The 26,578-nt window shown below is 40.4% G+C and carries 30 protein-coding genes; 13 read left to right on the plus strand and 17 right to left on the minus strand.

What is annotated here, in order from left to right; genetic code table 11:
• Positions 1-36 precede the first annotated feature (36 nt).
• From ibaG to mlaF, 6 genes are all read right to left on the minus strand, one after another.
• Positions 37-291: a BolA family iron metabolism protein IbaG gene (gene ibaG / locus GWI68_RS01740; protein WP_006535338.1), complete on the minus strand. Its 255-nt coding sequence runs from the start codon at positions 289-291 to the stop codon at positions 37-39.
• A 141-nt stretch (positions 292-432) separates the two neighbouring features.
• A complete protein-coding gene (gene mlaB, locus GWI68_RS01745; protein ID WP_166539200.1) occupies positions 433-726 on the minus strand; it encodes a lipid asymmetry maintenance protein MlaB in 294 nt (97 codons plus the stop codon).
• A gap of 1 nt (position 727) precedes the next feature.
• The gene (mlaC, locus tag GWI68_RS01750; protein ID WP_036933065.1) at positions 728-1,357 is read right to left on the minus strand and encodes a phospholipid-binding protein MlaC; all 630 of its coding nucleotides are present in this window, start codon (positions 1,355-1,357) and stop codon (positions 728-730) included.
• Between the two features lie 82 nt (positions 1,358-1,439).
• Positions 1,440-1,976 carry an outer membrane lipid asymmetry maintenance protein MlaD gene (gene mlaD, locus GWI68_RS01755; RefSeq protein WP_098941207.1) on the minus strand — a complete coding sequence of 179 codons (537 nt, stop codon included), beginning with the start codon at positions 1,974-1,976 and terminating at the stop codon, positions 1,440-1,442.
• A 3-nt stretch (positions 1,977-1,979) separates the two neighbouring features.
• A complete protein-coding gene (gene mlaE / locus GWI68_RS01760; RefSeq protein WP_072069768.1) occupies positions 1,980-2,759 on the minus strand; it encodes a lipid asymmetry maintenance ABC transporter permease subunit MlaE in 780 nt (259 codons plus the stop codon).
• A gap of 3 nt (positions 2,760-2,762) precedes the next feature.
• The gene (mlaF, locus tag GWI68_RS01765; RefSeq protein ID WP_072069769.1) at positions 2,763-3,575 is read right to left on the minus strand and encodes a phospholipid ABC transporter ATP-binding protein MlaF; all 813 of its coding nucleotides are present in this window, start codon (positions 3,573-3,575) and stop codon (positions 2,763-2,765) included.
• Positions 3,576-3,818: 243 nt separating this feature from the next.
• Between mlaF and GWI68_RS01770 the strand changes: the two genes are divergently transcribed.
• The 12 genes from GWI68_RS01770 to rnk all read left to right on the plus strand — a co-directional run bounded on the left by GWI68_RS01770 (position 3,819) and on the right by rnk (position 12,476).
• A complete protein-coding gene (locus GWI68_RS01770) occupies positions 3,819-4,799 on the plus strand; it encodes a calcium/sodium antiporter (protein WP_109409261.1) in 981 nt (326 codons plus the stop codon).
• Positions 4,800-4,817: 18 nt separating this feature from the next.
• A complete protein-coding gene (gene kdsD, locus GWI68_RS01775; protein WP_109409260.1) occupies positions 4,818-5,792 on the plus strand; it encodes an arabinose-5-phosphate isomerase KdsD in 975 nt (324 codons plus the stop codon).
• 27 nt (positions 5,793-5,819) lie between these two features.
• Positions 5,820-6,377, plus strand: a complete 558-nt coding sequence (gene kdsC / locus GWI68_RS01780) for a 3-deoxy-manno-octulosonate-8-phosphatase KdsC (protein ID WP_109409259.1) — start codon at positions 5,820-5,822, stop codon at positions 6,375-6,377.
• A 16-nt stretch (positions 6,378-6,393) separates the two neighbouring features.
• The gene (gene lptC / locus GWI68_RS01785) at positions 6,394-6,972 is read left to right on the plus strand and encodes an LPS export ABC transporter periplasmic protein LptC (RefSeq protein ID WP_166539201.1); all 579 of its coding nucleotides are present in this window, start codon (positions 6,394-6,396) and stop codon (positions 6,970-6,972) included.
• Positions 6,953-7,486 (plus strand): lipopolysaccharide ABC transporter substrate-binding protein LptA, encoded by a 534-nt coding sequence (lptA, locus tag GWI68_RS01790; protein WP_109409258.1) that lies wholly within the window; start codon positions 6,953-6,955, stop codon positions 7,484-7,486. Before lptC ends, lptA begins: the two co-directional genes overlap by 20 nt.
• A gap of 6 nt (positions 7,487-7,492) precedes the next feature.
• Entirely contained in the window at positions 7,493-8,218 is a 726-nt protein-coding gene (gene lptB / locus GWI68_RS01795) for an LPS export ABC transporter ATP-binding protein (protein WP_072069775.1), read from the plus strand.
• A gap of 59 nt (positions 8,219-8,277) precedes the next feature.
• Positions 8,278-9,759, plus strand: a complete 1,482-nt coding sequence (gene rpoN, locus GWI68_RS01800) for an RNA polymerase factor sigma-54 (RefSeq protein WP_166539202.1) — start codon at positions 8,278-8,280, stop codon at positions 9,757-9,759.
• A gap of 23 nt (positions 9,760-9,782) precedes the next feature.
• The gene (hpf, locus tag GWI68_RS01805; protein ID WP_036913954.1) at positions 9,783-10,070 is read left to right on the plus strand and encodes a ribosome hibernation promoting factor; all 288 of its coding nucleotides are present in this window, start codon (positions 9,783-9,785) and stop codon (positions 10,068-10,070) included.
• Positions 10,071-10,219: 149 nt separating this feature from the next.
• A complete protein-coding gene (ptsN, locus tag GWI68_RS01810; RefSeq protein WP_023582879.1) occupies positions 10,220-10,687 on the plus strand; it encodes a PTS IIA-like nitrogen regulatory protein PtsN in 468 nt (155 codons plus the stop codon).
• A 79-nt stretch (positions 10,688-10,766) separates the two neighbouring features.
• Positions 10,767-11,621 (plus strand): RNase adapter RapZ, encoded by an 855-nt coding sequence (rapZ, locus tag GWI68_RS01815; protein WP_023582880.1) that lies wholly within the window; start codon positions 10,767-10,769, stop codon positions 11,619-11,621.
• Entirely contained in the window at positions 11,618-11,890 is a 273-nt protein-coding gene (gene npr / locus GWI68_RS01820; RefSeq protein WP_006535359.1) for a PTS phosphocarrier protein NPr, read from the plus strand. Before rapZ ends, npr begins: the two co-directional genes overlap by 4 nt.
• A 175-nt stretch (positions 11,891-12,065) precedes the next feature.
• Positions 12,066-12,476: a nucleoside diphosphate kinase regulator gene (gene rnk, locus GWI68_RS01825; protein WP_075671465.1), complete on the plus strand. Its 411-nt coding sequence runs from the start codon at positions 12,066-12,068 to the stop codon at positions 12,474-12,476.
• A 117-nt stretch (positions 12,477-12,593) separates the two neighbouring features.
• On the opposite strand, the gene pmbA is transcribed toward rnk, so the two are convergent.
• The gene (gene pmbA, locus GWI68_RS01830; RefSeq protein ID WP_166539203.1) at positions 12,594-13,922 is read right to left on the minus strand and encodes a metalloprotease PmbA; all 1,329 of its coding nucleotides are present in this window, start codon (positions 13,920-13,922) and stop codon (positions 12,594-12,596) included.
• Between the two features lie 187 nt (positions 13,923-14,109).
• On the opposite strand from pmbA, the gene yjgA reads away from it, so the two are divergent.
• On the plus strand, positions 14,110-14,670 hold the full coding sequence (gene yjgA / locus GWI68_RS01835; protein ID WP_072069864.1) for a ribosome biogenesis factor YjgA: 561 nt from the start codon (positions 14,110-14,112) through the stop codon (positions 14,668-14,670).
• 62 nt (positions 14,671-14,732) lie between these two features.
• Here yjgA and GWI68_RS01840 read toward each other — a convergent pair whose 3' ends face one another.
• The 10 genes from GWI68_RS01840 to mreB form a co-directional block, all read right to left on the minus strand.
• Positions 14,733-15,026, minus strand: coding sequence for a barstar family protein (locus GWI68_RS01840; RefSeq protein ID WP_166539204.1), 294 nt, complete (start codon positions 15,024-15,026; stop codon positions 14,733-14,735).
• Entirely contained in the window at positions 15,026-15,526 is a 501-nt protein-coding gene (locus GWI68_RS01845; RefSeq protein ID WP_166539205.1) for a ribonuclease, read from the minus strand. Before GWI68_RS01845 ends, GWI68_RS01840 begins: the two co-directional genes overlap by 1 nt.
• Before the next feature lie 77 nt (positions 15,527-15,603).
• Positions 15,604-17,049: a metalloprotease TldD gene (gene tldD, locus GWI68_RS01850; RefSeq protein ID WP_166539206.1), complete on the minus strand. Its 1,446-nt coding sequence runs from the start codon at positions 17,047-17,049 to the stop codon at positions 15,604-15,606.
• Positions 17,046-17,906 carry a deaminated glutathione amidase gene (gene nit1, locus GWI68_RS01855; RefSeq protein WP_088493815.1) on the minus strand — a complete coding sequence of 287 codons (861 nt, stop codon included), beginning with the start codon at positions 17,904-17,906 and terminating at the stop codon, positions 17,046-17,048. Before nit1 ends, tldD begins: the two co-directional genes overlap by 4 nt.
• Positions 17,903-21,703: an AsmA2 domain-containing protein YhdP gene (gene yhdP, locus GWI68_RS01860; protein WP_166539207.1), complete on the minus strand. Its 3,801-nt coding sequence runs from the start codon at positions 21,701-21,703 to the stop codon at positions 17,903-17,905. The genes nit1 and yhdP overlap by 4 nt, the downstream gene beginning before the upstream one ends.
• 45 nt (positions 21,704-21,748) lie before the next feature.
• Positions 21,749-23,218 (minus strand): ribonuclease G, encoded by a 1,470-nt coding sequence (rng, locus tag GWI68_RS01865; protein ID WP_072069784.1) that lies wholly within the window; start codon positions 23,216-23,218, stop codon positions 21,749-21,751.
• Positions 23,215-23,802, minus strand: a complete 588-nt coding sequence (locus GWI68_RS01870) for a Maf family protein (RefSeq protein ID WP_166539208.1) — start codon at positions 23,800-23,802, stop codon at positions 23,215-23,217. The genes rng and GWI68_RS01870 overlap by 4 nt, the downstream gene beginning before the upstream one ends.
• Positions 23,803-23,855: 53 nt before the next feature.
• Complete coding sequence (mreD, locus tag GWI68_RS01875; RefSeq protein ID WP_109409251.1) at positions 23,856-24,344, minus strand: rod shape-determining protein MreD; 489 nt, start codon at positions 24,342-24,344, stop codon at positions 23,856-23,858.
• A gap of 5 nt (positions 24,345-24,349) precedes the next feature.
• A complete protein-coding gene (gene mreC, locus GWI68_RS01880; RefSeq protein WP_109409250.1) occupies positions 24,350-25,390 on the minus strand; it encodes a rod shape-determining protein MreC in 1,041 nt (346 codons plus the stop codon).
• Between the two features lie 91 nt (positions 25,391-25,481).
• Positions 25,482-26,525 carry a rod shape-determining protein MreB gene (gene mreB / locus GWI68_RS01885; protein ID WP_023582893.1) on the minus strand — a complete coding sequence of 348 codons (1,044 nt, stop codon included), beginning with the start codon at positions 26,523-26,525 and terminating at the stop codon, positions 25,482-25,484.
• Positions 26,526-26,578 lie beyond the last annotated feature (53 nt).

Consider the following 26,578-nt stretch of genomic DNA (forward strand, 5'->3'; position numbering starts at 1 on the left):
CTTTTTTATTTTGCTGTACGCTGTATACCTACTGAATCAAAGCCCGTTAAGTTTACGATCCCTCTTCCACTCTTCAGGTGTGTAGGCTTTAATAGACAAAGCGTGAATACGGTTATCTGCGATATATTCCATCAAAGGGGCATAAATGGTTTGTTGTTGTTTTACTCTGCTCATTCCCTCAAACATAGCGCCAACAACGACAACTTGAAAATGACTGCCGTCACCGTTAACGATGACTTCATCTAAAGACAGGCTGTCCATTAATACTTGTTTGATTTCATTTGTATCCATAATTGCTCAATCTCAACGTTAAAATAATAATCAGTCGTCTATCCTAATGGAATCCGCCCTACTCTTAAACCATCAAAAACCCCCTTAATGATAAAAGTATCACGAAGGGGGCGTTTTAATTGCTTTTAGTTAAAACCCGTATTAGGCAATATTCATAATTTCATCAAGATCATAGAGAGTAATAAGAGTCTGAAAACGCTCACTTACGCCTTGAATAATAAATTGGCGATGTTGTGCTTCCATCTCTGCTTTTAGGTGAACAAAAAGCGCCAATCCTGTTGAATCGATATGACTCAATGCCGAAATATCAATAATATTGATATCGGTTAATAATGCTTTACGTTGCTGCCAAGCAGGTAATAACGTTTCGCGATCTAACGTTCCTTGAAAAAAGAGGATATCGCCCTTTTTTTCCCAATTTAACGAGGACGACATGTTATTTTTTCTCATCCAGTGTGATTGGTGTTTTTGCACTAATTTCTAACTGTTTTGTTAAACCATCAACACCTTTAGAATTTAAAATATCTGACCACTCATTCTGTTTTGTGGTGATCATGCTGACACCTTCCGCAATCATGTCATAAGCTTGCCATTCGCCTGTTTTGCTGTTTTTACGCCATTGGAAATCAAGGCGAACAGGTGGGCGACCATTTTTATCAATAATGGTAACGCGAATAGTGAGGTTTGTTTTATCTGCGAACGGTTTTGCTGGCTCAATACGATATTCTTGTCCTTCATACATCGCTAATGCTTGACCATATACTTGAGCAAGGTACGCTTCAAATGCAGTAAAATATGCATCGCGTTGAGCAGGTGTTGCAGTACGATAATGAGGCCCCAATACTAATGCACCTGCATATTTAATTTGTACATATGGCAATAATTCTTGTTGAACAATTTGGCGCAAAACTTCAGGATTTTTACGAATTTCAGGCTGTTCATTTTTTAATTTAGTAAACGTTTTTTGTGCGGCATCTTCCATCAGTGTGTATGGATTGGTTTTATCTACAGCCATCGCAAAAGGTGTAATGACTAACAGTGCGACCATCAATAAGCGTTTAAACATACTTTCGCTCTCCTAAAAAAGTTTTAATAATAGGATGCTTTACTTAATTAAATGTATAAATACATCCTATAAGAATTAATGATTAAGGTAATGCTGGATGTTCTTCAGTCGGTTCAGATTCAGATTTTGCTGAGCCATCACCATCTCCTGTTTTATAAAGGAACTGACCGATGAGATCCTCTAGTACCATTGCTGAATTAGTATTAGTGATCCGTCCTCCGTCTTTAAGCAGAGTAGAATCTAATGCTTCATCATAAAAACCTAAATTCAATGCAAGGAACTGCTCACCTAATAAACCAGATGTACGAATAGACAGTGAGCTACTTTCTGGAATGTGGTCATAAATACTCAGAATATCGAGCGCGACTTCAGGACGATAGTTCCCTTCATCTTCTTCTTTTAAAGTGATAGAAGAAACACGACCAATCACCACACCACCAATCTTAACTGGGGAACGTTCTTTTAACCCACCAATATTACCGAAGCTGGCATAAACGCGATAAGTTGGTTGATTACCCATTTCTTTAATATCAGCCACTTTTAGGCATAAGAAAATCACAGCGGCTAGCGCAATCAGAACAAATAGACCAACCCAAACTTCAATTTTTTTACTTTGCATGACTTAGTTCCCAAACATCAGTGCTGTTAGCACAAAATCTAAACCCAATACGGCTAACGATGAATGAACAACAGTACGTGTTGTTGCTCTGCTAATCCCTTCTGATGTTGGGATTGCGTCATACCCGTTAAAGAGCGCTATCCAAGTGACGGTAATGGCAAAAACGACACTCTTAATAAAGCAATTCACTAAATCTAATCGCCATTCAACGGCACCTTGCATAGATGCCCAGAAAAAGCCTTCATCGATCCCTTTCCAATCCACACCAACAATGGCACCACCCCAAATACCGATGGCAACAAAAATAAGTGAAAGCAATGGCATGCTAATTAAACCGGCCCAAAAGCGGGGTGCAACGACTCGCCGTAAAGGATCGACTGCCATCATTTCTAAACTAGAAATTTGTTCTGTGGCTTTCATTAAACCAATTTCCGCTGTTAATGCAGAACCTGCTCGGCCTGCAAATAATAATGCGGTTACCACAGGGCCCAATTCTCGTAACAAAGAGAGAGCCACCATCATGCCAAGACTGGCTTCAGCACTAAATGTTGTCAGTACAAGATAACCTTGTAATCCCAGCACCATGCCAATAAATAGACCAGACACCATGATGATTAATAAAGATTGAACGCCAACGTTATACAGCTGCTTCATTAAAAGAGGCCACTGTTTACGGAATTCTGGTTTACCGACTAATGCACGAAAGAGCATAATGCCAGCTCTACCGAATGTTGCAAAAATCGCTAACGCTCTAGCGCCAATACGAGCTAATAAATTTACCACGTACTAATTTCCTCGTCCTAATAGGTCGTCCTGATAATCTCCCGCAGGAAAACGGAAAGGTACCGGGCCATCAGCAATTCCATCTAAAAACTGTCTGACTTGCCTATCTGGGTTGTCCTGTAATTCTTTTGCACTACCTTGAGCAATAACTTTTTGCTCCGCAACAATATAAGCGTAATCGGCAATGCTCAACACTTCAGGTACATCATGAGAAACCACAACACACGTCACTCCGAGTGCATGATTTAACTCATCAATCAGCTTAACAAGTACGCCCATAGTGATAGGATCTTGCCCAACAAAAGGTTCATCAAACATAATTAATTCGGGATCAAGCGCAATGGCTCTGGCTAATGCGGCTCTTCGAGCCATACCACCTGATAACTCAGAAGGCATTAAACTTGCAGCACCACGTAAACCCACGGCTTCAAGCTTCATCATCACCGTTGTACGTATAAGCGCTTCAGGTAAATTTGTATGCTCTCTTAGTGGAAAGGCTACATTTTCAAATACATTCATGTCGGTAAAAAGGGCACCAGACTGAAAAAGCATACTCATTTTCTTTCTTGCGTGATACAACGCAGAACGTGATAGCGCCGGAATATTATCGCCATCAAACCAAATTTCGCCGCTATCAGGAAGAATTTGTCCTCCCATAAGGCGTAATAAAGTTGTTTTACCAATCCCAGAAGGGCCCATAATTGCAGTCACTTTTCCTCTAGGTACAACAAGGTTAATCTCAGAAAAGATCTTCCTACTACCACGAGTGAAGTTCATATTGCGCACTTCAATTAGATTGTCAGATTGTGCGTTCATGAATAAAACATCCTCAAGCCTGTCTGCATAAACAAATTTTTACGCTATTTTGGCAGGTCATTCGTTATGTTACAAAGAAATCACCACTATTTAGCAATTTATTGCACGGTTAATTTTACTTTTCGTGCTTGGCTAGTCAAAATATGGTGAATTAGCAAAACCTTTTGACAAAATGTTTTTTTATCAGCCCTGTCTTATTGGTTTTTTCTTTCTTTACTTGCTCATTGTCGGAAAACTGATGGCATGTTGATTACTTTGTCTCTTTTAATTTTTGGATTGATGCTACTTGTTTATGCATCAGACCGATTAGTCTATGGTGCGAGCGTTTTTGCGCAATCGTTAAAAATTCCCCCCGCCGTTATCGGTATTTTAATTGTAGGCACTGGCACATCATTACCTGAACTTTTTGTTTCTACCGATGCCTCGGTTCATAATTTACCTGACATTGCTATTGGTACTGCTATTGGTTCTACACTTACCAATCTTCTTCTTATTGCGGGCATTGGGGCGATGATCTACCCCATGAACATACAATCTGCAGTACTGAAAAAAGAGCTTCCATTGATGATTATCGTCATCATGCTTGTGGGTATTATTTTATCTAGTGGAAACCTAGGGCTGAGAGAAGGTACTTTGCTCTTTTTTATTGGTTTTGCATCTATCTTTCTCATGATAAAAACGATGCATAAAACACTTACACAAGAGCGCCATGTATTACCTTTAGAAACCTTAACCCGTTTTGAATTACAGACAAATCCTCGTAATTCAGTTGCTCTTTTTTGGGTCGTTATTGCCTTACTGATTATTCCAGTTGCGACTCAAATGATATTAGATAATGTCTTTATTCTAATGCAACAGTATCATCTTAGTGGCCTTTTTGTTGGCTTAACCTTGCTATCTATTGGAACAAGCTTACCTGAATTAGCGACAACCATTGTTGCAGCGCTAAGACGTGAAAATGAATTAGCGTTAGGAAATATTATAGGTGCTAATATTTTTAACCTGACATTTGTGTTAGGAATGCCAGCATTACTTTCACCAAGTACATTTAATATCAATACGTTTTATTTTAGTTTTGCTGTACTTGGTGTGGCTAGTTTATTGTTCTCTATCTTTTCCTTAGGGCGGAAACGGCGCCTTAATCGAGGAAAAGGGATCTTCTTATTAGTTTGCTTTATTGTTTATATTACGGTGTTGTGCGTTGCACATTCTCTCTTAACCTAAAATAAATGGTACAAAAAAATGACCGAGTTTGATTTTCAGCAAGCGGGCAAAAAAGTCCTTCATATTGAACGTGATGGGTTAGCTGAACTAGAACAATATATCAACGATGATTTTACGCTTGCCTGTGAAAAGATTTTTCACTGCCAGGGTCGAGTGATTGTGATGGGTATGGGTAAATCTGGCCATATTGGGCATAAAATTGCTGCAACATTTGCCAGTACAGGAACACCTTCTTTTTTTGTTCATCCCGGTGAAGCAAGTCATGGCGATTTAGGCATGGTCACAGAAAAAGATATTGTTCTAGCGATTTCAAACTCGGGTGAAGCCAGTGAGATCCTCGCCCTCATTCCGGTTCTGAAACGCAAACAGATAACACTGATTTGTATGACACGCACTCCTCAAAGTACAATGGGGAAAGCGTCTGATATTCATCTTTGTATCAAAGTTCCTAAAGAAGCCTGCCCTTTAGGACTTGCTCCCACAACAAGTACAACAGCAACATTAGTGATGGGTGATGCGCTGGCCATCGCACTTTTACGTGCTCGAGGCTTTACTGCTGAAGATTTTGCCCTTTCTCATCCTGGTGGTGCATTAGGTCGTAAATTACTCCTTCATGTGAGTGACTTAATGAATAAAGACGCTGATATCCCTCGCGTTACTAAAGACGCAACGTTACGCGAAGCACTTGTTGAGATTACCCGTAAAAAATTAGGTATGACGGTAATCTGCGATGATAGTATGTTGATTAACGGTATCTTTACTGACGGTGACTTACGACGCATATTTGATTTAGGAATTGATCTTAACAATGCCAAAATCTCTGATGTGATGACAAGAGGAGGTATTCGTATTCGCCCTGATTGTTTAGCCGTTGAAGCACTAAATTTAATGCAAGCAAAACATATCACCTCGTTGTTAGTAACAGAACAAGATAGTGATATCCTGTTAGGTGTTTTACATATGCATGATCTATTACAAGCCGGTGTTGTATAAGCTAGTCATAACGTTCGAAGGATAAAAATGAATACAATGATAGAAACTTGTTATGGTGCAGTAAGCGAGCAAGTCATCAAAAAAGCAGAAAAAATCCAATTGCTGATTTGTGACGTTGATGGTGTTATGTCGGACGGACTCATTTATATGGGCAATAATGGCGAAGAGCTAAAAGCTTTTAATGTCCGTGATGGGTATGGCATTCGTTGTTTGCTTACATCAGGCATTGAGGTTGCTATCATTACAGGTCGTCAATCTAAGCTGTTAGAAGATCGTGCTAAAACGCTTGGCATTACATATCTTTACCAAGGTCAGCATAATAAGCTTTTGGCGTATCAACAACTGTTAGATACACTAAACCTTAAACATGAACAAACTGCCTATATTGGTGACGACCTGATAGATTTACCTGTAATGGAAAAAGTTGGACTCTCCGTCGCGGTTGCCGATGCACATCCATTACTCACACCTCGGGCGGACTACGTTACTCGCATTATGGGTGGGCGTGGTGCAGTACGAGAATTATGTGATTTAATCCTTTTAGCTCAAGGTCGGCTTGAAGAAGCTAAAGGTCTTTCGATTTAACGTATAACGACACAGAATGAATAAATTAAAATCCTGGTTTACCTTAATTCTTGCAATTATCGCCCTTGGGCTAATTGGCTGGAACTATACTAACAACACTGAATTCGGTGATAGTGAAGTTGTTGATGATGGTCAACCAACTTATCAATCTAAATCATCGATATCTTTTGTTTACGAGCCAACAGGTATACTTGGATATAAACTCGTTGCTGATGATGTCAAAAACTATGCTCAGCAAAAGTTTACATGGTTTACTAACCCTGTCTTAACCACTTATTCGCCGACAGGGGATGCAACATGGACCGTGCGCGCCAATAAAGCCAAGCTAACCAACAGTAAAATGCTCTATCTTTATGGCGATGTTCAAATTGATAGCTTAGCGGATGACTCTCAACTACAGAGAATAAGCACTGATAACGCTATCGCGAATTTGGATACACAGGATGTTTCCTCTGATGATGAAGTGACTATTATCGGCGTCGGACTGAAATCAGTCGGCTTAAAAATGCGAGGCAATCTGCGCGAGAAACACGCAGAGCTGATTGAAAAGGTAAACACCTATTATGAGATCCCAAATGAATCAAAAAATCCGTAATACACTGATTATCGGTACATTATTAGCAATAAGTGTACCTGCGATGGCGCTTAAAGATGACACGCAACAACCTATCGTTGTCAATTCAGAAAAACAGTCGCTTGATCTAGAGAAAAATGTCACGACATTTACACAAAATGTTGTAATTAAACAAGGATCTATCGATATTCGTGCTGATAAAGTCGTTGTTACACGCCCTGGTGGTGACTCTAAAAAAATCGTCATTGAAGCATTTGGTAATCCCGTAACTTTTTATCAGTTACAAGATGATGGCAAACCTATCAAAGGTCGTGGCGACAAGATGACCTATGAAATGGATAAAGAATTGATGACCTTAACGGGTAAAGCCTATCTTGAACAATTAGACAGTAATATCACTGGTGATAAGATCACTTATCTCGTCCCAACTCAGCAAATGGAAGCATTTAGCGGTAAAGGTAAACAAGTTACCACTGTTTTACTGCCTTCCCAGTTGCAAGAGAAAGGTACTGGTGCTAACAACAAAGGTAAGTAACACTTTATGGCGCTGTTAAAAGCTGAAAATTTAGCAAAAGCATACAAAGGGCGCACCGTTGTCGGTGATGTTAGCCTGAATGTTAATTCAGGTGAAATTGTAGGCTTACTTGGCCCTAATGGTGCCGGTAAAACAACAACATTCTATATGGTTGTCGGCATTGTCGCTCGTGATGCAGGTAGTATTACTATTGATGATGAAGACATCACTCTGTTACCGTTACATGAACGTGCGCGTAAAGGAATAGGCTATCTACCTCAAGAAGCCTCTATTTTTAGACGGCTAAGCGTTTATGACAACATTATGGGAATTTTAGAAATTCGCCATGATTTAACACCAGAGCAGCGAAAAGATCGTGCAGAAGAGCTATTAGAAGAGTTCAATGTAAGCCATTTGCGTAACAGCTTAGGGCAATCATTATCAGGGGGTGAACGCCGTCGAGTTGAAATTGCACGCGCGTTAGCTGCAAACCCTAAATTCATTTTATTAGATGAACCTTTTGCTGGTGTTGATCCAATTTCAGTATTGGATATTAAAAAAATTATCCAGCATCTACGTGATTATGGATTAGGTGTACTGATTACTGACCATAATGTTCGTGAAACATTAGATGTGTGTGAACGAGCCTATATTGTCAGCCAAGGTCACCTTATCGCTCATGGTTCACCAGAAGAAATTCTTGAAAATGAGCAAGTTAAACGTGTTTACTTAGGTGAAGGCTTCCGCCTTTAATCTTAGATTCACTTTTACTCTGTCATGGATGACAACAGCCAAGGACTCATCGCATTATTATGAAACAAAGTCTGCAACTTCGTCTCAGTCAGCAATTGGCAATGACGCCACAGCTACAACAGGCTATTCGTTTGTTGCAACTTTCGACGCTTGAATTACAACAAGAAATTCAGCAAGCGCTTGAATCCAACCCTCTTCTCGAACAAGACGACGATCAACAAGATCCCATTTCAGATGATGCCTCTCATACAGAAAATCAATCTGACTCTACAACAGAAACAACAACTGAAAACGAAGTTGAAGAGTTTGACACACTGGATGCTTTAGAACAAAAAGAGATGCCTGACGATCTCCCATTAGACACTCAATGGGAAGAAATCTACACCGCGGGCACACCTTCTGGTACCAGTAATGACTATATGGATGACGAACTCCCACTGTATCAAGGTGAAACAACAGCTTCATTACAAGATTATCTGACATGGCAGGCTGATCTCACTCCGTTTACAGAAACAGACAGAGCCATTGCCATAAGTATTATCGATGCAGTTGATGAAACAGGATATTTAACTGTTACAACAGATGACATCCTGCTTGGAATGGGCGATGATGAGATAGAGCTTGATGAAGTTGAAGCCGTATTAAAACGTATTCAACGCTTTGATCCTATTGGAGTTGCAGCGCGTGATTTAAAGGAGTGTCTTTTGATCCAGCTTTCTGCTTTTTCAACAGATACCCCTTATCTTAAAGAAACACAGTTGGTCATTAGCCAACATTTAGAATTATTGGGTAATCGCGACTTTCGCCAATTGATGCGCCAAACGAAGTTACGTGAAGAGACATTAAAATCGGTTATTGAGATAATTCAATCACTTGATCCTAAACCTGGATTAAGTATTGATACAAGTGAGTCAGAGTATGTTATCCCAGATATACTGGTAAAAAAATCAGGTGAACGCTGGCAAGTTGAGTTAAATACAGATAGCATTCCTCGCCTACGTATAAATGAAACCTATGCTGCATTGGGTCAGTCAACTCAAAATGAGAGCGATGGAAAATTTATTCGTGACAATTTACAAGAAGCCAAATGGCTGATAAAAAGTTTAGAAAGCCGTAATGAGACATTATTAAAAGTCGCTCATTGCATTGTTGACACACAGCAGGCATTTTTCGAATTGGGTGAAGAGCATATGAAACCCCTCGTGTTAGCGGATATCGCTGAACAGGTTGAAATGCACGAATCCACCATTTCTCGAGTGACAACGCAAAAATTTTTGCATTGCCCAAGAGGAATTTTCGAATTGAAGTATTTTTTCTCTAGCCATGTGAATACTGATAGCGGAGGCGAAGCCTCTTCAACAGCAATCAGGGCTTTAGTGAAGAAACTAATCGCAGCAGAAAATCCAGCGAAACCACTTAGTGATAGTAAACTGGCTGATATGCTCGCAGAACTTGGTATCCAAGTTGCTCGACGCACTGTTGCGAAATATAGAGAGTCATTATCCATCCCGCCTTCAAATCAACGCAAAGAGTTGGTTTGAGCATAATTGAGAAGGAAGACACTATGGAACTTCAAATCACTGGTCATAACATTGAATTAACTGATGCTCTGCGTGATACCGTCAAAGCAAAAAGCGCGAAATTACCTCAGTTCTTTGACAAAATTAATAACGTTCAGGTTATCCTGAAAGTCGAGAAAGTGAATAAAATCGCTGAAGCGACCATTCAAGTTAATGGCGGTGAATTACATGCCTCTGCTGAAGCAGAAGATATGTACGCAGCAATTGATGGATTAATGGATAAACTGGCTCGTCAATTAACCAAACACAAAGATAAACTGAGACAACATTAATTCATTTCCCATTGCGAAATGGGGATACAATCGGCGAAGTTACTGCGTTGTTTATGACTCGGTTCAAGCCAACGCCTAATCAATATCAGTAACAAAAAACCAGATGTCACTTTGTGGCATCTGGTTTGCTGGTCTAAGTGAATAAGACAATGAATAACGATACAAAGATGAATATTAGCGACGTACTTTCTCTGGCATGTACACATAATGATGTACATTGCACGAGTAAAAAGCGCGCGTTAGAAATTATCAGTGAAAATGCAGCAAAAGCACTTAATTTACCCGAAACACTGATATTTGAAGCCTTACTGACGCGTGAAAAAGTCGGTACAACAGGGATTGGGGGTGGTTTAGCTATCCCTCATGGACGTATTGAAAGTGATGAAACAGAAAAAGTAGTTGGTGTGTTTCTTCACCTAAGCGAACCTATTGCCTTCGACGCTATTGATAATCAACCTGTCGATTTGTTGTTCGCATTACTCGTTCCTGCAACACAGTGCAAGGAACATTTACACACACTGTCTTTGATTGCAAAACAGTTGGCAGACAAAAACTTATGTCGCCGACTACGCTCCGCACAAAGTGATGAAGAGCTTTATCAGATTATCACAGAATAACCCCTACGGGTTTGTTGGGACGCGAATAGCATACAGTGGGATGATATTCATCACTGGGAAATTATAGGGGAGCTACCTCATGGTGCTGATGATAGTCAGCGGACGCTCTGGTTCAGGTAAGTCAGTCGCTTTGCGTGCGCTTGAAGACATGGGATTTTATTGTGTTGATAACTTGCCTGTTGATCTTTTACCTGAGCTCGCAAAAACACTGGCTGAACGTGATGCTTCTGCTGCCGCAGTCAGTATTGATGTCCGAAATATGCCAGAGTCGCCGGAGATCTTCGAAAAAGCGCTGGAAAGTTTACCCGCTGAATATTCTCCACAACTCTTATTTTTAGACGCAGATAGAAATACTTTAATTCGTCGTTATAGTGATACACGACGCTTGCACCCACTTTCGACCAAAAACCTTTCATTAGAAATGGCAATTGATACCGAAAGTGATCTGCTTGAGCCATTGCGATCACGTGCTGATCTCATCATTGACACCTCTGAGATGTCAGTCCATGAGCTTGCAGAAATGCTGCGGACTCGTTTATTAGGTAAACGTGAACGTGAGCTGACAATGGTCTTTGAATCCTTTGGCTTTAAGCACGGTATTCCTATTGATGCAGATTATGTTTTTGATGTGCGTTTCTTACCAAACCCACATTGGGACCCTAAGCTGCGCCCGATGACAGGCCTCGATCGCCCTGTTGCGGCATTTTTAGATAGACACACCGAAGTTCATAATTTTATTTATCAAACCAGAAGCTATCTTGAACTCTGGTTGCCGATGTTAGAAACCAATAACCGTAGCTACTTGACGGTTGCAATTGGTTGTACGGGGGGTAAACACCGTTCGGTTTATGTTGCAGAACAACTTGCCGACTATTTCCGCTCTAGAGGGAAAAACGTACAATCACGACACAGAACACTAGAAAAACGCAAATGACCCAATATCGACAAGTTGCGATTAAAAATCGACTCGGCATGCATGCAAGGCCGGCGATGAAATTGTTTGATTTAGTGAAAACATTTCAATCAACCGTCATTTTACGCAACAACGAAGGGGTTGAAGCACAAGCAGATAGTGTAATTGCTATGCTAATGTTAGATTCAGAGCAAGGCAGTCAAATTGATATAGAAGTGACAGGTAGTGATGAAAATGAAGCTATTGATGCTATTATCGCATTATTTGAATCAGGGTTTGATGAAGAATAATCGTAATAGAAAACAATAGATTAGCATTTCTTAACTAAATAACCCGAAAGAGACTGTGATCACTGTCTCTTTCTTTTTTATACAGAACCGCCTATTATCTCTTATATGAGTTTAACAACACCCCCACCTCACCCGTGGGGGTGTTGTTTTGCATTGGAATAAATTGGAGTGTGGTATGACAAAGCCAACAATTATCATCAACGAACTTGATGCTGAACGTTTAGATTCATTGCTAGAGCAACCGGCCTTTGCAGATAGCCCTATTGCTGAAGCCTTGAATGAAGAATTAGATCGTGCTGACATTGTTACACCAGCTGATATCCCTGCTAACATTGTCACAATGAACAGCAAAGTCCGCTTTATGGACTTAAAAAACAATGAAGAACGTACACGTACTTTAGTGTATCCCGCTTCATTAAAAGATAGCACCACTGAACTTTCAGTCATGGCACCAATGGGTGCTGCGCTACTGGGTTTAGCAATTGATGACGAAATCAGTTGGAAGCTGCCTAATGGCCTTGAAACTAAGGTTAAAGTATTAGAAATTCTATACCAACCTGAAGCTGCAGGTGAATTACACCGTTAAGTAGAGCTGAAGGTTCGCGTCTTATTTTTATCTTCTCAAATTGAAAAGCACACTGATAAACGCGATATCTCAGCCCATTGCGGGCTGAGATTAAAGGTTGTGAGGAGTGTCTAAAATTTACTCACCTGCAATACTCATTTCTGGTAATAACAACGATCCACACTGAACATTACTGCGCATCTCAATATCATCACCCATAGTGGCAATATTAGCCCACATATCTTTTAGATTACCAGCAATAGTCACTTCACTAACAGGGTACTGAATTTCACCATTCTCAACCCAAAAACCGCTTGCACCACGCGAATAATCACCCGTCACGGTACTGACGCCTTGTCCCATCAATTCAGTAACAACAAGGCCTGTTCCCATCTCTTTTAATAGTGCATCAAACGATAAACCTTGTCCTGGAATATACCAGTTATGGATACCACCAGCATGGCCATTACTTTTTAAACCCAGTTTTCTTGCTGAGTAAGAGGTTAATAACCACTCTTGTAATACGCCATCTTTAATGATTTCGGCATCGGTTGTACGCACACCTTCGCTATCAAACGGTGTTGATGCCAGACCTCTAATTAAGTGAGGACGCTCTTGAATATTTAGCCACTGAGGGAAAATTTGCTTACCTAAACTATCGAGTAAACAAGAAGACTCACGATAAATCATACTCCCACTGATTGCCGCAACCAAATGACCAAAAATACCTGTCGCAACATCTGCCGCAAAAATAACAGGAGCTTTCATGGTTGGGAGTTTACGAGGTGCAAGGCGAGATAAAGTACGACGAGCACACTCTTGCCCTACCCATTCAGGTGATGCTAAATCATCAAAACGACGGCTAATGGTATAAGCATAATCGCGCTCCATATCTTCGCCATCACGAGCAATCACACAACTCGACATTGAATAGCGTGAAGATGAATAGCTTTTTAATAAGCCAAGGCTATTCCCAAATACACGAGTTCCACTGTGGCTATTAAAACTGCCCCCTTCGGTATTAATAATTCGGCTATCACTGTCTAACGCCGCTTTTTCTGCTCTTGAAGCCAGCTCTATTGCCTTATCTGCAGTCACATCAGTTGGATGGTATAGATCAAGGAAAGGTGCATCAAATGCTAATAACTCTTTATCAGCAGGGCCTGCATAAGGATCAACAGAAGTATAACGCGCAATATCCACCGCAGCTTGTACTGCACGTTTAATCGCATCAGGACTTAAATCGGTAGAAGAAGCACTGCCTTTGCGTTGTTGTTGATAAACCGTAATGCCTAACGCCCCATCACTGTTAAATTCAACATTTTCAACTTCACCATAACGTGTACTAACACTAATACCTGTTGATTTATTAATAGCGACTTCTGCACTGTCACACAGTTTTTCCGCCAGCTCCAATGCAAGCGAGACGGCGTCTTCAAGCTGTTTTACCTGATCTGAATTATTCATTGAGAACCATTTTTCCTAAGGAGAACATCACTTTTTACTTATTTTTAGCAAAGTAAATCAATTGACAGGTGGTCAACAAGCGATTTTCCCAGTTACAATAGAAGATATATGAATGTTATCACCCGTCGGGCTTTTGGTCATTCACCAAATCACACTCCCGGCTTACTCTGCAACAGGAATTTTTATTATGGCAAAGCAGCCTGAAGAGTGGCATTACCTCAATCCTGAATTTGACGATACTTCGTCAGAAGAGGAAGAAGAGGAAGAAATTATCTGGGTCAGCAAAAGCGAAATTAAACGTGATGCTGAAGCGCTCAAAAAACTAGGTACTGAATTAGTAGAATTAAGTGCGCAAGAATTAGAGCGTGTGCCATTAGATGAGAAATTATTAGCCTCTATTCAATTAGCACAAAAAGTACAGCGTGAAGCGCGCCGTCGCCAAATTCAATATATCGGAAAATTACTGCGCAATGTGGATGAAGATCCGATCCGCCAAGCGCTTGATAAACTAAAAAACCGCCACAACCAACAGATCTTAGTACTCCATAAATTAGAAGATCTGCGAATTCGCCTTGTCGAAGGTGGCAATGAAGTGATTGAAGAAGTCGTCGCTCTTTATCCAATGGCAGATCGCCAGCAATTGCGCACACTTATCCGTAATGCGAAAAAAGAAAAAGAAGCAAACAAGCCTCCAAAATCATTCCGCTTACTGTTTCAATATCTAAAAGATTTATCAGAATCAGCATAAAACCTGATCATCCTGAAAACGCAGTGTCAATTCAGCCTCACTGCGATTTTCAGGGCATATTTTTACTCTAAATTATTTTTGTGTATTTTATGCTCACAATGAAAGCTCAATACGTCTTTACCAAGTGTATTTTGTGCTTCTTGCATCAACTCAACTAAAGGCTGAAAATCGCTGGAATGATGAGGCAAATGCTTGAAAATGATTTTTACGGGTAATTCAATTTCTCCCATTAATACATCCCATAATGCATCTAAGTTATTACCAAAATGCTCATCTAACTGAAATTGCAATGCAAAATCCCGATAAAAAGCATCTCTATCTGCCAGCATCTTAAAATCAAAAACAACCTGTTTCATTAAGGGGCAACCTTTGTCATTGTACGATAATGATCTGTGGTGACATAAATAAGCCCATCATTCGAATAGAGCAATCTATCACTACCTCGATGACCACATTGATAATTTACATCGGCTTCATACCACTGGCGTCCCGCTTCTTCAGGCAACTGTTTTTCACGATTCATAAAACGATCGCCACCAATAGCCCTTCCTGGTAATACTTCACACAAATTACCTGCTTTTGCATTCCAGCCTTTTTCTCTTGCTTGTTTTTTAGTGAGATAAAAATCAGGTAGTTGTTGATGACGTTGCAAATAGTTAGCCACTGCGCTAGCTTGCGTTTTTTCATCGATAGACAGTGGAATTTGTGCCGGCTTATTGGTGCTATTGCTAGATGATGTTGGAATAGAAACTGACGATGAAGATACTGATGTTTCACTTTCGGGAAGCAAGCCCTTATAAAGAACACCAAATAAAACAGCAATAACAATAATAACTGGTAATAAACGTTTACCCATAAATTAGCACCTTCATGATAAAAAACTCCATCAATTGATGGAGTTTAATAAATACACTTAAATAACGATAGCAATAATTAAGCTGTACCACCTACCGTGATTTTATCCAGCTTCAAGGTTGGTTGACCAACGCCAACAGGTAGGCTTTGCCCTTCTTTACCACAAACACCGACCCCCTTGTCTAGCGCAAGATCATTGCCCACCATTGAGACTTGTTGCATAGCTTCAATACCTGAACCAATCAGCGTGGCACCTTTAATCGGTTTCGTTATCTTTCCGTTTTCAATTAAATAAGCTTCAGAAGTTGAGAAAACAAATTTACCCGATGTAATATCAACCTGACCGCCACCAAAATTAGGTGCATAAATACCACGATCAACACTCGCAATAATCTCTTCTGGTGACGATTTACCCGCTAGCATGTAAGTATTGGTCATACGAGGCATTGGAAGGTGTGCATAAGACTCACGGCGACCATTTCCTGTTGGTGCAACACCCATTAAACGAGCGTTCATCTTATCTTGCATATAACCTTTTAAGATACCGTTTTCGATTAACACATTGTATTGACCCGGAACACCTTCATCATCAATAGCAACAGAGCCACGACGTCCTTCAATTGTGCCATCATCAACTATGGTACAAAGCTCAGAAGTCACTTTTTCACCAAGACGACCTGAAAATACAGAGGTTTCACGACGGTTGAAATCACCTTCTAAACCATGCCCAACAGCTTCATGTAATAACACGCCCGGCCATCCTGCACCTAGTACCACAGGCATTGTTCCAGCCGGTGCGGCAATTGCAGATAAATTCACTAATGCCATCCGCACCGCTTCACGCGCGTAAGTCACAGCATGGCTTTCGCCATCAACTTTCATTAAAAAGTAGTCATAACCAAAACGACCACCGCCGCCACTTGCACCACGTTCACGTTTGCCATCTTCTTCCACCAGCACGCTGACAGAAAGGCGAACTAAAGGACGTACATCGGCTGCTAACGTGCCATCGGTTGCTGCAACAAGTACATGCTCATAAACACCGGTTAATGATGCATTAACCTGCTTAACACGTTTGTCTTCAGCTCTAGCAGCTTTATCTACCTCATGCAAGAGTGCAATTTTCTCTTCACGAGAGAGGCTTTGCAGCGGATCATTTAAGCTGTATAGCGGAGAATGTTGAATAGCACCTAAAGTATGGATATGACCATTACCTTTGGCCTGAACAATACTTCGTGCAGCATGCGCACTTTGGTTAAGTGCGTTAAGCGTTAGTTGGTCGGCATAAGCAAAACCGGTTTTTTCACCGTAAATTGCTCTAACGCCAACACCTTGATCAATATTGTAAGAGCCATCTTTAATAATCTGATCGTCGAGGATCCAAGCCTCGTGATAACTTGACTGAAAATAAAGATCACCATAATCAATTTGACGCTGTGCAAGCTGCTCTAGTGTTGATGCTAAATCATCTAAACTAAGTTTGTTTGCTTCCAACAGACTTTCGCTGACAACAGCTAAACTCATAATTCTTCTTTATCCTTAACTTTTTTGATTAAGTGGGTCAGTTTCGGGCGAAAACGGTTATGTTTCACGACCCGTATCTGTTCACGCATACCGTGTAAACTTTCGACACCAACATTCAGCGTTAGCGCACTGACAGCATCAGGATTCTTTTTCAAGACTTTTCCCCAGCCATCAATCGCCATGGTATGACCCCAAGTCCGGCGCGTATCATGTGTACCCACTTGTGCTGGCGCTAAGATAATACACTGATTCTCAATCGCACGAGCACGTAATAAAGGCTCCCAGTGCGCTTTCCCTGTTAAACGGGTAAAAGCCGCTGGTACAGAGATTATCTCTGCCCCTTTTTCTCTTAATGCTTGGAAAATACCAGGGAAGCGTAAGTCATAACAGATCGTTAAACCTAATTTCCCAACGGGAGTATCAACGACGGTTAAGCGCTCACCACGTTGATAAATAGAAGATTCATTATATTCGCCCTGTTCATCATCAATACTCACATCAAACATATGAATTTTATCATAACGAGCGCGAATAACGCCTTCATCATCGAAAACCAAACTACTGCTGGTAATTTGATCTGGGGAGTCTCGACTAATCAAAGGCATAGAACCGACTAAGATCCATACTTTGTAACGCTGAGCCATTTTAGCAATTGCATTTTGCAACGGCCCATCCCCCTGAATTTCAGCGTGTTTATGATAATCTTTAGAGTTCGAAAAAAGTAACGCATTTTCAGGTGTTAATACCAGTTTCACTGAATCGGGTAATTGCTTAATCTGTTGCTCGATTTGCGCCAGATTATTTTTTGTATTTTTTCCGCTACAAAGTTGCAAAAGTGCGACATTAACTTTTTTCATAACGCCTGATTCTCCTTAAGCTGACGCAGTACTTCGTCAATTTTGGGTTGTTCCATAGTTCCGGTCACATGATAACGGATAACTGAAATCTTACTCCAAAGTGGCCCCAGAACCTTTGATGCCGCAAATACTGCGGCGCCTGCAATTGGGTTTATTGCGAAAGCCGTGGCAACACCGACTGTAGCTGAAATCTCAGGGGTGACTACAACCTGTAGATCCATTTGACGTTCAAGTAAATCCACTTTCCCACTTATCGCAATATCAGCAATAACACCATCAACATGAACTCTCTCTGCATTCATAATACCTTGATTAATCGTAATTTCACTTTTAATCGAATCATATTCAAAATGCTCACTGAAAGTATCTCTAAAATCAAACTGCAATTTACGTAAAAGTGCATCAAAACTTACTAGTCGTAGTAATTTACCCGCTTGTCCTACATCGACTTTCTCTATGCGTCCTTTGCCTAAAACAGATTTAATATCACCATTTAAGTTCGCAATATTAAAATTCCACGGTGTATCATGCCATTGTAATGAAAAATCGGCAGAAAGCGGAGATTGTAAAATGGGTACGATATACCCAAAATAAGCGGCCAATTCATCAATTTCGTCAGCTTTCAGCTTACCGATTATTTTTGTCGTGTTATTTCCGTCTAGACCTTCAGACCACACACCATTAACCTGAAGCTCACCACTGCTATTTTCCAATTTACCGCCAGTTAAAAATAAAGCACCTTTATTTTGTTTTAACGAACCTTCAATTTTCCCTAAGAGTAAACCATTAATCCAACACTCCCGGCATTCAAAATCAATAGAAGGAATATTTTTCACTGAAAACTTCAATGCATTAGGATCATAAATATTGGCCATTTTTAATGGTTTTTCTTCTTGAGAAGTGGATGCACCATTAAAATAGAGATAATTAATATTTACTTTCCAAGGTGCTGATGTTTCAGGGATAAATACATCACCTCGTAATTCACTTCCTGAAAATGCTAATTTTACACCATCACTAACTCGCATAATTTCAGTTTGTGGATTATTCCATTTTTGCCCAGCAAAATTTAAATCGGGCAAACTGATATGCACATTATCAGGGAAACTCACTGCATTTTCAGAAGGTGTTAATGATGAAAAGGCAATTAATGTCGGTAACCATTTATCTCCTTCTAGTTCTTTAAGAGCAATGGTTAAACGTTGTTGTGAGCTTAACTCCGGTAACTTGAGGGTAGAAGAAACAAGGTTACCTTGTAATAAACGAAGTTGTTTACCTAATCCCCATTGGCTATTAAGTTTCCACTGTTTTTCAGCGTTAGCATTCACAGTCAAGGTTTCACTATTACCATTTGCTGAAATCACAATAGGGGAAGAGTTTTTTAGATCTAGAGTTTCAGGTACTGTTAATTTACTTTTTAATGTATTGATATTCCCTGTTAAATCAACTTGATAATCGACATCACCTTTTTCGGGGATCTTAACATTAACGTTGCCATTCCATGGGAATACACCACTAAATTTTTGCTGAATATCGCTAGGCAAGCCCTGAATTTTTTGAATATCCCATTGGCCTTTTAACCCTACATCTACTTGATAATTATCCACCGTATTATGGCTTGTAAATGAAAATGCGAGTGGCTGACCAAACCAATTAGCTGTTAATGTATCACTTTCAAGTTTGTCATTATGGTAACGAAATTGCCCGCTAACACCCTTTAACGTGGTATCCATAAAATTCAATGTGACATCATTATTTTTTAAATTTATCTCGCCAGATGCAACAACATCATCGCCGCCAAAAGGAATATCAAGCTTCAATGTGCCATTAATTTTTCCTGCCACTTTAAGCTCTTCAAGTGTATGACCAATACTCGCCATTTGAGAATCTAAGAAATACTCTTTCAGCTCATCACCCGTAGCTTGAATATCTGCATTAATTAAGATCTTTTCTTGTCGATAGCTCTCAATCACCGCACTTAAGTTCGTAGCAGTTGCTTTACCCACTTTCGCTTCTGACGATGACATCCATAACCCATCATTTTTAAAATCTAGATTAATATCGAGATCGAATAATGCAGGCCATTCACTATCAAATTTAAACGTAGCATGTTTAACAGGGGCATAAACTTGGAACCACCCTTTGTGATTATCAAAAGGAAAATCTGTCGGATCACCATGGAAGATAAATGTTCCATTATCAATATTACCCGCAATAATCGCATCTGAAAGATATTGAGTAAGTTCTTTACCAACATACTCTTCTGGCAGATAACGCCATGCATCTCCGGCATTAGTCACTCTTACGCCAGATAAAATAGAAAGCTGCTGATCTTCACCTTGCTTTTCATAACGAAAATCTCCTGCAACCCATGCTGAAGTTGCTTGAATATCTAATCCTTGGCTCCAAAGTGACAAATTATCCCCAGAATGTTGCCAATAGAGTGTTCCTTTTCCTTTTTCGATATTCAGTGGTGCTTTAAATAATTCGCCAGTATCTATTTCACTGTCAGCTAGGGCAAAGTTAAGTTCACCACTTTGCATGCTCCCTTTTAATTGCCCACTGAAATGTTGCACTGATGGGATCTCTTGCCAACGCTTCCAACCTACATTTTCCCAAGAGAGATTAATCGCACTTTGCTCGAAGTGTTCAGGCGTGAGATCTAAGGCAAAATCGTTAACCACACCAGAAAATTGGCGATACTGCCACTGACGTACAAAATCAGGAGTTAAAAACGAAAATAATGGTAACAGTGAATACAGCCTATCTAACTCGATATTTTTAGCTCTAATACGCCATGCTTCATCATGTTGTTTTTCTTTCGGTTGATAGAGAACAGCTAAATAACCATCAGGCCACTCTTCACCATCCATAGTAATTTTTCGAGTATAAGGAATATCAGCAAGCCAGCCATTCTCTTGTCTTCTCATGCGTAAAATTAAATCTTCAACATTTAATACATGTGAAGTGCCTTCACTACGCCAATCCATTTCACCTTGATGAATTTGTAATTGGCTTCCCGTAATACGGCCTTTAGTAATTTCAATCCAGTTTGATAAGCTTGCTTTAGCTTCACCTAAACCACTATTATTTTTTACCCACTGGCTAAGCCAAGGTGAAATATCAATATCATCAGCAGTAAGAAACACCTTACCATTATCAATTAAGCCTTCATTCGTGGTATAGAGGTCGAGGCGAACTTTTAAACCACCATAGTGATTAATCGGTGTATCAAGGGTGACTTCACCTTGAGCACGATGACGTTTTTTTTGATTCAGCCACATCAACTCAGGAATATGTAATGTACTGGTATCACCTGACGGGGTTAGAAAAATAAAACGGCTTTTGACTAGCTTAAAGCGATCGAATTGTTCAAGAAAAAGTGAAGAAATATCATCAGGTGCAGTTAGCGTAATATCGCCACTTTGCCCAGTAAAAATAGGCCGTTGGTAATTGACATCTAATTGATCAAAAGTCAGCTCACGAAAATGAGGACGGAGGGTCAATAATGAACGCCACACATCAAAAGAAAAAGTCACTTTTTCTGCGCTAACGTTTACATCTTTATTCTTAATATTAAGTCCGTTGACTTGAATATCAGGGCCAAAATTCTGCCATTCCCCATTAATTTTCGTTATTGAAACAGGGGTATTAAGTTGTTTTGTTAAATACGTTTCTATTTCAGGGCGATAATCATCTAAACGAGGCAGAAAATAGCGAAACCCGCTTAACACCAAGGCAAAAACGATGAGGCAAAAAACTGTTATAACTAACAGGTATTTAGGCAGCCGCTTCATTTTTGTCTCCTTTCTGCCATCATATTCATTAGGAAGGCGACTCCATTACATCATCACCACATCAAATTGCTCCTGACTATAGAGTAGCTCAGTTTGCACTTTTACTTGCTTACCCACGAAAATTTCAACCTCTGCTAATGCATGGGATTCATCACCTTTTAACGCATCAGCAACCGCCGTAGAGGCATAAACTAAGAATCGATCTGCATCAATCGTTTTATGTACACGCACTATCTCACGTAAAATTTCATAGCAGACTGTTTCAACTGATTTTACCGTACCTCGCCCTTGGCAAGTTGGGCAGTCATCACAAAGTACATGCTCAAGGCTTTCTCGTGTTCTTTTACGTGTCATTTCCACTAAACCGAGTTGAGAAAAACCATTAATGGTCGTTTTCACTCTATCTTTACTTAAGGCTTGTTCAAGTGATGCCAATACTCTGCGTTTATGTTCATCATTATTCATATCAATAAAATCAATAATAATGATACCGCCTAAGTTACGTAACCGTAATTGACGAGCAATAGCTTGGCTTGCCTCAATATTAGTATTAAAAATGGTTTCTTCTAAATTTCGATGACCAACAAAAGCCCCCGTATTAATATCAATCGTCGTCATTGCTTCTGTTTGATCGATAATGAGGTAACCGCCTGACTTTAATTCAACTTTACGCTCTAAAGCCCGTTGAATTTCATTTTCAACACCATAGAGATCGAAAATAGGCTGATTCCCTTGGTGTAATTCAAGTTTAGCGGTTAATTCAGGAATGTATTCACCAATAAATTCCTGTAATTGATTATAAGTTAATTTAGAATCAACACGTATGCTATCTAATTCAGAGCCAGCAAAATCACGTAAAATACGCTGTGCTAAAGCTAATTCACCATAAATTTGAATGCGGGTTTTATTTCTTTTCTTACGCTCAATAATTTTATTCCACAAGCGTTTAAGAAAAGCGGCATCTTGCTTAATTTCATGCTCGCCAACACCTTCGGCGGCTGTACGAATAATAAATCCCCCATTTTCATCGCAATACTCTTCAACGAGTTGCTTTAAACGCTCGCGCTCTTCTTCGCTATCAATTCGTTGAGAAACACCTACATGAGATGCACCTGGCATAAACACTAAATAACGGGAAGGCAATGTAATATCGGTGGTCAGGCGAGCGCCTTTTGTTCCTAAAGGATCTTTAACCACTTGTACAATTAAATCTTGGCCTTGGTGGACTAATTGCGCAATATCACGAACATTAAACTTTTTCTGCTCTTCACCTGCGATACATTCAGTGTGAGGCATAATATCAGAAGCATGTAGAAAAGCGGCTTTATCTAGCCCGATGTCAATAAATGCAGCTTGCATCCCGGGTAATACGCGACTTACCCGACCTTTGTAGATGTTTCCGACGATACCTCGTTTCGCTTCTCTTTCGACATGAATTTCTTGAAGTATGCCTCCACGAATATAAGCAACTCGAGTTTCAGATGGCGTCACATTCACTAATAACTCTGCTGTCATGAAATCTCCTTCTCATTAGCTAGAGACAAAAATTGAGCTATCAATGCTTCGGTTTCAACAAGAGGTAATCCGACAACAGCATGATAACTCCCCTCAATCCGTTGAACAAAACGGCCTCCTTTTCCTTGAATACCGTAAGCACCAGCTTTATCCATTGGCTCTCCTGACTCAATATACGCGCTAATCTCACTCTCTGTCATCTTTCGAAAAGTGACGTGTGTGACGACTAATTGGCTCAATGTGCGTGTTTTATTAGAGATAGCAATTGCCGTCATCACTTGATGAGTTGCACCTGAAAGTGAACGTAGAATTTGTGCTGCATGGGCTTTATCACGCGGTTTTTCAAGAATATGACCATCATGAACCACAATGGTATCCGAGCCTAGAACAGGATAATCATAGGGTGCTTGTCGTACACCTTCTTGTGATTTTTCTTTTGCCAAACGAAGGACATAATCTTCTGGTGATTCACCTTGTTGCCAAATTTCATCAATAGCAGGGGTGATAATACTAAACTCAACATCTAATAACGCGAGAAGTTCACGTCTTCTTGGTGAGCTGGATGCAAGATAAAGCGTGGTCACAGATAATGTCCTCATGACGGTAACGCAAAAGAGACCGCCATAAGCCAATTAACTTAGTGAACTGAAAACTGGTGACGGACTTTGCGAAGTAAAAAATAAAGCCATGGCCAAAGAATACCACTGACTGGGCTATTCCAGAATACTTGAGGGTGAAAAGTCACTGGTGAAAGTAAAAATTCTGCCCAAAATACAGTAAGATCGACAACCACCACACTAAACATTATCACTAAGGCTTGTTGCCATAACGCTAAATTACAAAAAAGCTGATATTTAAAAGCAATAACATAACTCACTAACGTATAAGCAAGAGCATTCACGCCTAAGGTTGTTCCTTGAACTAAGTCCATAACCATACCCAATACAAATGCAGTTCCTACACTGACACGATGAGGGATCGCGGTTATCCAATAAATCAGAAACAACATTGGCCAAATAGGTCGATACACTTCTAATTGTTCTGGCCACGGCATAATCTGCAAAACAAGTGCAATAAGAAAAGAGAGCCAAACAATCCAACGCCCACGACTTTGATAAGGATTCATCGAGGTTACCTACTTCTTGTTGTACTAGGTGTAGCAGGTGTTGTGGCTGGCGGAGTTGTTCCATTACTTGCCTCTGGCGTATTGTCTAATGGCTCTTGAGACATAGAACGAGGAAGTGGAGGCCCTGCTTGCTCATAATTAGGTAAAACTTGTGGCATCAATTGCATTAGACGCTCATTCGCTGCGTGATACACCTCTGAAGGCAACGGAGGCTCCCCTGTTTTATCTGATGCATTCCACAATAAAAGTAAATAACGTAAACGCTGTAATTCAGCAGAAGGACGAACATTAATCACAGAATAAGCTCGTTGATTATCAACCTTAACTGAAGCAACAACACCAACTGGATACCCCTCAGGGAAACGCCCTCCAAGACCTGACGTAACTAAAACATCTCCCACACGAATATCAATATTAGCGGGTAAAGCTTCAAGTAATAAATCATCCGCACAACCTGCACCTGAGGCAATTACGCGAATATCATTACGTAAAACTTGCACTGGTAACGCATGAGAGGTATCACAAATTAATAACACTCGGCTCGTAAGCTCACTTACGGCAATGACTTGACCTACAACACCTTTATCACTAATGACCGGCTGTCCTTCATAGACACCATCATTAGTTCCTTTATCAATAACCACTTGATCTCGATAAGGCGTACTATTGCCAGACAGAACTTGTGTGACTGTCATTTGTTCATTTTGGCGAAGAGGTGAACCAAGTAATTCTCGTAAACGGGCATTCTCTTGCTTAAATTGCTCTAGTAGTTGGCTTTCTCCACTGCGAACTAACAACTCTTTTCTTAAAGCTTGGTTTTCAAATTGTAAACGCTCACGCGTTGCAAACGTTTCAGAAATTTGATCGAGGAAACGACGTGGACCATTTGCAAGAAAATAGAAGGGACTAACAGCAGTATCAAGATACTGGCGGACTTTAGAAAATGCACCAATACGGTTATCAGCAATCAATAAAGAGATAGCGACAACCACGGCGATTATTAATCTTAGTTGCAGGGAAGGGCCCCGACTAAAAATTGGCTTCATAAACTCTAAGATCACTCACACGGAGAAATTAAAAAACAGGCGTTAGTATTCTCACCAAGGGGGAATCCATTCTCCCTTGTTAGAATTAATCTCAATCTTCGCTAAACAGATCGCCACCGTGCATATCGATCATTTCTAATGCTTTGCCACCACCACGCGCAACACAGGTCAGTGGATCTTCAGCAACAATTACAGGAATACCCGTTTCTTCCATTAATAAACGATCAAGGTTACGTAATAACGCACCACCGCCTGTTAATACCATACCGCGCTCTGAAATATCAGACGCCAACTCTGGTGGGCATTGCTCTAACGCAACCATAACGGCACTAACGATACCAGTTAATGGTTCCTGTAATGCTTCAAGGATTTCATTAGAGTTTAATGTAAAGCTACGAGGTACACCTTCTGCAAGGTTACGACCACGAACTTCGATTTCATTAACTTCATCAGAAGGATAAGCGGAACCGATATCGTGTTTGATACGTTCTGCGGTTGCTTCACCAATTAATGAGCCGTAGTTACGACGTACATAATTAATGATAGCCTCATCAAAACGGTCACCACCGATACGGACAGAAGATGAATAAACCACACCGTTTAATGAAATAACGGCGACTTCTGTTGTACCACCACCGATATCCACAACCATTGAGCCAGTTGCTTCAGAAACAGGTAAGCCGGCACCGATTGCCGCAGACATTGGTTCTTCAATTAAGAAAACTTCACGCGCACCCGCACTTAATGCTGATTCACGAATAGCTCTGCGTTCTACTTGAGTTGCTCCAACAGGCACACATACCAACACACGAGGACTTGGACGCATAAAGCTATTGTTATGAACCTGTTTTATGAAGTGCTGAAGCATTTTTTCGGTTACATAAAAATCAGCAATCACACCGTCTTTCATTGGACGGATAGCAGCGATATTCCCAGGTGTACGCCCTAACATCTGTTTGGCTTCATGCCCTACAGCTGCAACACTTTTTGATGTGCCAGCGCGATCTTGACGAATAGCGACGACGGAGGGTTCATCGAGAACAATACCCTGTCCTTTGACATAAATGAGGGTATTGGCGGTACCCAAGTCAATAGACAAATCGTTGGAAAACATGCCACGAAATTTTTTAAACATACGAAAGGATAATCCTGCAAGCCGGGACGGAAAAATCCGTCTACTCTATCAAC

This window comes from Proteus sp. G2669, assembly GCF_009915245.1.
Lineage (GTDB): Bacteria > Pseudomonadota > Gammaproteobacteria > Enterobacterales > Enterobacteriaceae > Proteus.

What these genes read in the sequence shown, in the direction of transcription:
- ibaG (WP_006535338.1), bottom strand. Translation starts at nt 291, where the DNA reads ATGGATACAAATGAAATCAAACAAGTATTAATGGACAGCCTGTCTTTA.
- mlaB (WP_166539200.1), bottom strand. Translation starts at nt 726, where the DNA reads ATGTCGTCCTCGTTAAATTGGGAAAAAAAGGGCGATATCCTCTTTTTT.
- mlaC (WP_036933065.1), bottom strand. Translation starts at nt 1,357, where the DNA reads ATGTTTAAACGCTTATTGATGGTCGCACTGTTAGTCATTACACCTTTT.
- mlaD (WP_098941207.1), bottom strand. Translation starts at nt 1,976, where the DNA reads ATGCAAAGTAAAAAAATTGAAGTTTGGGTTGGTCTATTTGTTCTGATT.
- mlaF (WP_072069769.1), bottom strand. Translation starts at nt 3,575, where the DNA reads ATGAACGCACAATCTGACAATCTAATTGAAGTGCGCAATATGAACTTC.
- GWI68_RS01770 (WP_109409261.1), top strand. Translation starts at nt 3,819, where the DNA reads ATGTTGATTACTTTGTCTCTTTTAATTTTTGGATTGATGCTACTTGTT.
- kdsD (WP_109409260.1), top strand. Translation starts at nt 4,818, where the DNA reads ATGACCGAGTTTGATTTTCAGCAAGCGGGCAAAAAAGTCCTTCATATT.
- kdsC (WP_109409259.1), top strand. Translation starts at nt 5,820, where the DNA reads ATGAATACAATGATAGAAACTTGTTATGGTGCAGTAAGCGAGCAAGTC.
- lptC (WP_166539201.1), top strand. Translation starts at nt 6,394, where the DNA reads ATGAATAAATTAAAATCCTGGTTTACCTTAATTCTTGCAATTATCGCC.
- lptA (WP_109409258.1), top strand. Translation starts at nt 6,953, where the DNA reads ATGAATCAAAAAATCCGTAATACACTGATTATCGGTACATTATTAGCA.
- lptB (WP_072069775.1), top strand. Translation starts at nt 7,493, where the DNA reads ATGGCGCTGTTAAAAGCTGAAAATTTAGCAAAAGCATACAAAGGGCGC.
- rpoN (WP_166539202.1), top strand. Translation starts at nt 8,278, where the DNA reads ATGAAACAAAGTCTGCAACTTCGTCTCAGTCAGCAATTGGCAATGACG.
- hpf (WP_036913954.1), top strand. Translation starts at nt 9,783, where the DNA reads ATGGAACTTCAAATCACTGGTCATAACATTGAATTAACTGATGCTCTG.
- ptsN (WP_023582879.1), top strand. Translation starts at nt 10,220, where the DNA reads ATGAATAACGATACAAAGATGAATATTAGCGACGTACTTTCTCTGGCA.
- rapZ (WP_023582880.1), top strand. Translation starts at nt 10,767, where the DNA reads ATGGTGCTGATGATAGTCAGCGGACGCTCTGGTTCAGGTAAGTCAGTC.
- npr (WP_006535359.1), top strand. Translation starts at nt 11,618, where the DNA reads ATGACCCAATATCGACAAGTTGCGATTAAAAATCGACTCGGCATGCAT.
- rnk (WP_075671465.1), top strand. Translation starts at nt 12,066, where the DNA reads ATGACAAAGCCAACAATTATCATCAACGAACTTGATGCTGAACGTTTA.
- pmbA (WP_166539203.1), bottom strand. Translation starts at nt 13,922, where the DNA reads ATGAATAATTCAGATCAGGTAAAACAGCTTGAAGACGCCGTCTCGCTT.
- yjgA (WP_072069864.1), top strand. Translation starts at nt 14,110, where the DNA reads ATGGCAAAGCAGCCTGAAGAGTGGCATTACCTCAATCCTGAATTTGAC.
- GWI68_RS01840 (WP_166539204.1), bottom strand. Translation starts at nt 15,026, where the DNA reads ATGAAACAGGTTGTTTTTGATTTTAAGATGCTGGCAGATAGAGATGCT.
- GWI68_RS01845 (WP_166539205.1), bottom strand. Translation starts at nt 15,526, where the DNA reads ATGGGTAAACGTTTATTACCAGTTATTATTGTTATTGCTGTTTTATTT.
- tldD (WP_166539206.1), bottom strand. Translation starts at nt 17,049, where the DNA reads ATGAGTTTAGCTGTTGTCAGCGAAAGTCTGTTGGAAGCAAACAAACTT.
- nit1 (WP_088493815.1), bottom strand. Translation starts at nt 17,906, where the DNA reads ATGAAAAAAGTTAATGTCGCACTTTTGCAACTTTGTAGCGGAAAAAAT.
- yhdP (WP_166539207.1), bottom strand. Translation starts at nt 21,703, where the DNA reads ATGAAGCGGCTGCCTAAATACCTGTTAGTTATAACAGTTTTTTGCCTC.
- rng (WP_072069784.1), bottom strand. Translation starts at nt 23,218, where the DNA reads ATGACAGCAGAGTTATTAGTGAATGTGACGCCATCTGAAACTCGAGTT.
- mreD (WP_109409251.1), bottom strand. Translation starts at nt 24,344, where the DNA reads ATGAATCCTTATCAAAGTCGTGGGCGTTGGATTGTTTGGCTCTCTTTT.
- mreC (WP_109409250.1), bottom strand. Translation starts at nt 25,390, where the DNA reads ATGAAGCCAATTTTTAGTCGGGGCCCTTCCCTGCAACTAAGATTAATA.
- mreB (WP_023582893.1), bottom strand. Translation starts at nt 26,525, where the DNA reads ATGTTTAAAAAATTTCGTGGCATGTTTTCCAACGATTTGTCTATTGAC.